The 6126-nt window shown below is 33.5% G+C and carries 7 protein-coding genes and 1 pseudogene; 2 read left to right on the top strand and 6 right to left on the bottom strand.

Annotated features, from left to right (window positions below):
* Nucleotides 1–187 precede the first annotated feature (187 nt).
* Entirely contained in the window at nt 188–739 is a 552-nt protein-coding gene (locus tag CBG10_RS07330) for a GHKL domain-containing protein (RefSeq protein WP_094512153.1), read from the top strand.
* Between the two features lie 76 nt (nt 740–815).
* Complete coding sequence (locus tag CBG10_RS07325) at nt 816–1493, top strand: LytR/AlgR family response regulator transcription factor (RefSeq protein WP_369073824.1); 678 nt, start codon at nt 816–818, stop codon at nt 1491–1493.
* On the opposite strand, the gene CBG10_RS07320 is transcribed toward CBG10_RS07325, so the two are convergent.
* From CBG10_RS07320 to CBG10_RS11525, 6 genes and pseudogenes are all read right to left on the bottom strand, one after another.
* On the bottom strand, nt 1490–2575 hold the full coding sequence (locus tag CBG10_RS07320; protein WP_094512152.1) for a thioredoxin domain-containing protein: 1086 nt from the start codon (nt 2573–2575) through the stop codon (nt 1490–1492). The genes CBG10_RS07325 and CBG10_RS07320 overlap by 4 nt on opposite strands.
* 55 nt (nt 2576–2630) lie before the next feature.
* Complete coding sequence (locus tag CBG10_RS07315) at nt 2631–2807, bottom strand: Blp family class II bacteriocin (RefSeq protein WP_179225402.1); 177 nt, start codon at nt 2805–2807, stop codon at nt 2631–2633.
* A gap of 727 nt (nt 2808–3534) precedes the next feature.
* Nucleotides 3535–5101 (bottom strand): annotated as a pseudogene (locus CBG10_RS07305) (amidohydrolase).
* A gap of 139 nt (nt 5102–5240) precedes the next feature.
* Nucleotides 5241–5396, bottom strand: a complete 156-nt coding sequence (locus tag CBG10_RS11535; protein ID WP_186823539.1) for a hypothetical protein — start codon at nt 5394–5396, stop codon at nt 5241–5243.
* 144 nt (nt 5397–5540) lie between these two features.
* Nucleotides 5541–5927, bottom strand: a complete 387-nt coding sequence (locus CBG10_RS11530) for a LysR family transcriptional regulator (protein ID WP_225361448.1) — start codon at nt 5925–5927, stop codon at nt 5541–5543.
* On the bottom strand, nt 5928–6071 hold the full coding sequence (locus tag CBG10_RS11525) for a hypothetical protein (protein ID WP_153706903.1): 144 nt from the start codon (nt 6069–6071) through the stop codon (nt 5928–5930).
* Nucleotides 6072–6126 lie beyond the last annotated feature (55 nt).

Below are 6126 nucleotides of genomic sequence, written 5' to 3'. Positions count from 1 at the left end.
GTCTATCACTCACATGTGATTAAGATCAAAGGAAAGTCATATCGCTTGGCATCGGTCAATTCCTAAACCGCCCAAATCATACATTTTTAAACCGCCATAAAATGACAATTTAAAACCGCCCTTGACATATAATCAATTAAGAGCATTTAAACATGATTTTCAGAATATATTAGTAACCATCGAATTAATGGCACAAGATAATAATGAGCTAAAAAACTATATATCTAAAATTACTAAGCATTCTCATAGTTTATTATCAAATCAAGTAGACTTATTGAGCTTAGAAAGAATAAGTAACTTGCCGTTAAAGAGTTTAATATTATCTAAAATTTTAACGGCAAGAGCTAAAAATATTTCCTTTTATTTAGAGGTTGAAAAACCACTTAAACATTTATTCCTTAATGATACGGTCATTATAAGAATTGTTTCAATACTATTAGATAACGCGATCGAGTATGGAGCGAATTCCCATAATGATAGTCATGTAGTATTATTGATAGATAATTATGAAGAATTAGGATATGACATAGTTATTGAAAATGATATAGATTTAAAAGATAATGAAACTTTTTCTTTAGAAAAGTGGTTCACGCTTTATACTTCTAAAGGTGAGGGACACGGGATCGGACTAAATTCAGTAAAAGGGATTATTAATAATGAAACGAATTTAAGCCTTAATGTTGAAATAATTAAACAACGTATTCGATTTACTTTAATGGTAGGTGATACAAACGCTTAATATAGTTATATTGGAAGATGAGATAAAGCAGAGAGAATATATAGTCAACTTTGTAAATAGATATAGTAGTTTCGAAATGTTAGATGTTAAGGTTGTGCTAGCAACGGATGATCCAAAGAAAATTTTGAACCTAATAAACCATGATAAGAATAGCCAATATCTGTTTATTCTAGATATAGAGCTGGCTAGTAATGATATTACGGGTATAGAATTAGCTGAGAAAATACGAATACTATTACCCTTTACAGATATTGTCTTTTTAACGAGTCATGAGGAGCTAGCAATGTTAACATTAGAGCGCAGGATATCTCCTTTAAATTATATATTAAAAAATAAAGAATCAAATTTTATTGAATCATCTATAAGAAAAGACATTCGACTTACTTTAAACAGAATTACTAAAGTTAATAAAATTAATAATGATCAATTTGCCTATAAAATAAGGAACCGTTATTATACGATTCCTTTAAACGAAATATATTTTTTTGAATCAGTTCCAAATAAGGTTAATAGGGTAATTTTACATGCAAAAAATAAATTGCTTGAGATAAGTAGTAATTTAAAACAAATTGAAGAAGATCAATCAATTTTCTTTCGATGCCATAAAAGTTATTCGATCCAAGTCAATAATGTGAAATATTATGATCCCAATCTATTTAAGGTTTATTTTGATGATGATAAACAGATTTTTTGTCCAGTTGCTGTTAGAAAAGTAAGACAGCTTAAAAAAGTTTTAAGACACGATAAATCCTAATTTCTTTTAAAGGTATCTTTTAACAGAAAATAAACACACCCAAAAATAAATACAAAAAGAATTAGATAAGCACCAATTGTAATTCTATGAAGACAAGCATTAGTGCTTAATATTATAGTAAAAAGGATACATATATTTTTGTATTTTTTGTAATTTTCCTTGCTGAACTCACCTTCAATTCCTAAAACTAAGATACAGCAGATAAAGAGTATAAAAATGCCAATGCTTATATACTCTTTACTTATATGGGTTCCTGTTTGGGGTAAGGAAATTCTTTCTGTTGATGGACTATGATGATTTTGATTTCTAGTGTAACTGGTTGATTTATTTGAATAAAATTTAGAATAATCAGAAGTATAAGTTATTGTTAAACTTACTGGGTTATTCGTTGAACTTGTTTGCGATAAATTCATGGTAGATTGATATTGTGGCTCCGTGTTCAATGGATGGTGATCACTTTCAGAATTGATACTATTAATATCTAATTGCTTTGCATAAAGATTGGCTTGATCTGAAAATAGAAAAGCATATAATTCTTGAGGTGTTTTTTCTCCACCAACCCAGGCACTTATAACTTTACCGTTTTTAATTCTAAGCGTGGTTGGTGTTCCCGGAATACCTAGAGTTTTAAAAGCATAGTCATGTTCTGGGCTAGTTGCCGTGTGAATATCATAATATAGTAATTTATCACCAGCCAGTTTGTTAAATTCTTTAAGTGTTGGTGAAAATTCACGACAATAATAACAAGTAGGACGTCCAATATATAGAAGGGATTCAGTATTATCTTCTTTATTAAATATCTTTTTGACGTCATTAGTATCAACTTGGTTTAGCGAAGATACATTATTTTTATATTCCTCTTCAGTAATTTGTGTATCTGTATTATTATCACTATTACTTTGAATTTCTTCAGTCGCTAGATTATTAGATACTTGCCTACCTAAGGAAATTTCCTTACTAGGTGTAGATGTGTCATTCAGTTGCCTTATGGTTTCTGATGCAAATGTATGCGATATAAGAATTCCAAGAAATAATAAACATGTAATAATTGTACTTATGGTATATAGAAAAACTTTTTTCATAATAGTCACCTTTATAAATAAAATCCCTCTGTACTTGCAGAGGGATTTTATCTTTTTACAAGCAGGCAGAAGCGTAACCAGAAACAGCACCACCAATAAGGCCAGCTACAGTTCCACTTGCGGCCCCAACCAAAGCACTTCCGCCTGTTACAAGAACACAACGAGTATCCCGTCGACGCCATCCGCCATTAATTTCAAGCATTTCTTCTGTATTTAAAGTAGTGAATTCCATAATAATAATTCCTCCCATATTTATAACTTCTCCAAAGAATGGTATCTTTGAACAGTTCTTATATTAATTTATCTTAAGTGAAATGTGATAAAGAATATTAAACGTTGCTTTTTTAGTATTAATCGTTCTATGTATAAAATACTATTTAGCAAGACTAGTAGTGGAATCGTTGCAATCAGTAGAAAAAGTTGAACTTATTTGAGAATAGCTTTTAATAATAATTTGCATAGTAAGTATTACTCGCTAAAGTGCTTGTATTTTTGTCTCCTCCTATATATTTAACAAAGGGAGTAGTTTCGAATAAGCAGGGGGGTGCCCTATAATGAAAACAAACTATTACATCATCAAACAAACAGCTGATGCACTTAGAGTAACTAAGCCAGCAATCACCGAGTATATGTCAAAAAGTTTTTGTTCAAAGTATATGAAAAACAAGGTAATTGAATACTTATCAATAAGGCGGGGATTACTGATACAAAACAACATTTCGCCGATTCCCTTCATACAAAGGTGCAAAGTAAACACAAACAGCTTCTTCAAATGACCATTTTCTCCGTGTTTCATTGTCTGCAAATAAGTCACTTGATGAGTTAGAAACAGGGCTTTAAAAGTTACGCAAGTTTTTGCAAAAATCTAATTTAATTTAAAAAGTGATGTTAAGAATTTTTCCTAGCATCACTTCTACTTTCTGTTTAACTTATTTTTTCTACCTCGTGAACCATCTTCACTACATAACTCTATTTCCTGCCATCCAGGTTTCATTAACGTGAAGATTTTTGAGTTCACTATGCGCAACTGTAAAGATATCATCATTTAAAATAACAAAGTCCGCGGCCTTTCCTATTTCAAGCGTTCCATTATCATCAAAGCCGCCAATCTTAGCACCATCCCGGGTATAACCAAGAATAGCTTGGGGAACTGTAATTGCTTCTTCGGCGTTAACAACATCACCATTAGCGGCTCTTCTCGTTACAGCCGCATAAATACTATAAAACGGACTATCAGGTTCTGCCCATGGCGTACATGGGGCATCAGAACTTAAACCTAACATCGCGTGAGAATTTAACATTGTTTTAACGCGATATGCTAATTTAAACTGTGCCAGTGAAAGATAATGACGATAGGATTCATCCTCCGCAAAGAAAAAGATTGATTGTGTGACTAATGCATAGTTCATTTTGCTCTTAGCAATTTCTGCAAACATTTGATCAGTCATTAAAGATGCATGCTCGATTCGTACAGATGGCATTGTTGTTAACCATGGCTTCATATCCTTTGTTACGTCAATTACTGTTTGAATTGCTTTATCGCCCATCGCATGGACAGCTAATTGGAGCTTATTATCACGCGCCATCTTAACTGCTCGCTGAAGTTTTTCCACCGAAGTCAAACTAACTCCCATTTTTCCCGATGGATAAGGATCAGTATTATATGCCGTTTCACCAGAAATGCTACCATCCATAAATACCTTAATTCCAGCAACGCGGAGTTTTTCATCCCCGCTTGGTTGCAGTCCAACCTGCGGATCAATTTCATCAAAAACATAGTAGATCGAAGCCTTAGGGCCAAACCCTTGTTTAACTGCATCTTGGTATAGTTTTAAAGAAGTATATGGCTTCATCCGGCCCATCATTTCACCAATTGCCACAATTCCTTCTTTAAGATAGTGTTCGGAACTATTAACCATATTAGCTATGTCATTTTCATAACTTTGTGCCGATTTAGCCCGAATAAGAAGTTGCGAGGCAGCTACTTCGCGCATAAAACCAGTTGGTCGTCCATCAGCAAATCGTTCAATTTTCCCACCAACCGGATCAGGCGTGTTTTCATCAATTCCTGCAAGCTCCAAGGCTTTAGAATTGCCGACAGAAGAGTGACAGTCAGAACGATAAATAAAGATTGGTTGTGTTGTTGACACAGCATCTAAATCATCACAATTAGGGCTCCGATGTTCTGCTAATTTTGTCTCGTCAAAACCCAACCTTCAATCCAAACATCTGCACCTTGACCATATGTGCGAGAATTGCGAAGTGCTTCTTGCATTTCTTTAATACTATTAACATTTGGCGGAGTACAAGCAACACCATGAAGAGCATCAGCGATATATTTAGGATGGGTATGACAATCAATCCTGGCAATACTGTTCGTCCTTGGAGATCAATAACTTCGCCTTCATTAGGTAAATTATCACCAATTTGTTTAACCGCTCCATCGTCAACTACCATGCTATTAACAAAATGGTCCTCAGTATCCCCAACAAAGATTTTACCATTAATAAATGTCTGCTTAGGCATTAAGCTTAACTCCTTTCACCTTCAGATATCCTTACCAAGGATACTTTTATTATAGAATGAAATCGCTTTAAAAATGACTATTATTTAAATAAAAAACGCCATGACATATTAAGCCATCACGTTTTATAAATATTTTTAACTAGTTGTTTGGTCGTGCACGTTCAGGATGCGAATTTAAAATATATCTTTTAATCCCTAAAACATCTCGACAATACTGTTCTTCACTAGCGCCAGGAGCTACCAAAATACAAGGAATATCTTTTAATTGATCAGTTGTTACTTGAGAATCGTTCAATTTAAGGAGCCCTTTAGCAATATTAACCATTAACGGGGCTTTAGTAAGGAATTCATTATTATACTCATCAGAAAGTGCCCGGCGTTGGTCAGAAAAATCTAGATCAATTCGATCATCGCGTAATAACTTAAATAAATGATCATGCTAGCCACTCGTGATATTAACTTTTACTTCTGGGTACTGTTCAGCAAAAATTGTCACTGCCTTTAAAAATTCTGTTGTTCCAAACATTTGCAGGTAACCAAGTTTTAAAACATATTCTTCTTGTTCGTTATCAGCTATTTGACGAGTATTTTTTAAAACTTGTTCAATTTGATTCAGCAGTGTCTTACCTTGCCGATAAAAATATTTCCCAGCTGGTGTTAATTCAAAGCTCCGTCCTTGGCGTTTTAATAATGGGGTTCCAATATTCTGATTCAATTCTTTGATTTGTTGCGAAATTGCTGACTGCGAGATATTACATTTTTCTGCTGCTCGCGTAAAACTATGCTCATCGACAACCACAATAAAGTACTTCATTTGTTGAAACATTTATCTTCTCCGTTCTTCTTGCTCATGCTTAATCTGATTAGGAATAACTAACAGTAATAATGTAACTAAAACTGAATATAACATTGCTGGGGGATAAACTGTTGCTGCGATAATCAAACCAATTACTTTAATCATAATATCCATAAACGTCCAACTGCGACCACGTGTTTTTACTCATTCCCCAAGAGTCTTTTTTGCA

Origin of the sequence: Limosilactobacillus reuteri (assembly GCF_002254085.1) — a bacterium.
Lineage (GTDB): Bacteria > Bacillota > Bacilli > Lactobacillales > Lactobacillaceae > Limosilactobacillus > Limosilactobacillus reuteri_K.
Note: the sequence above shows the minus strand (reverse complement) of the source record. Positions and strands in the feature narration are given on the sequence as shown.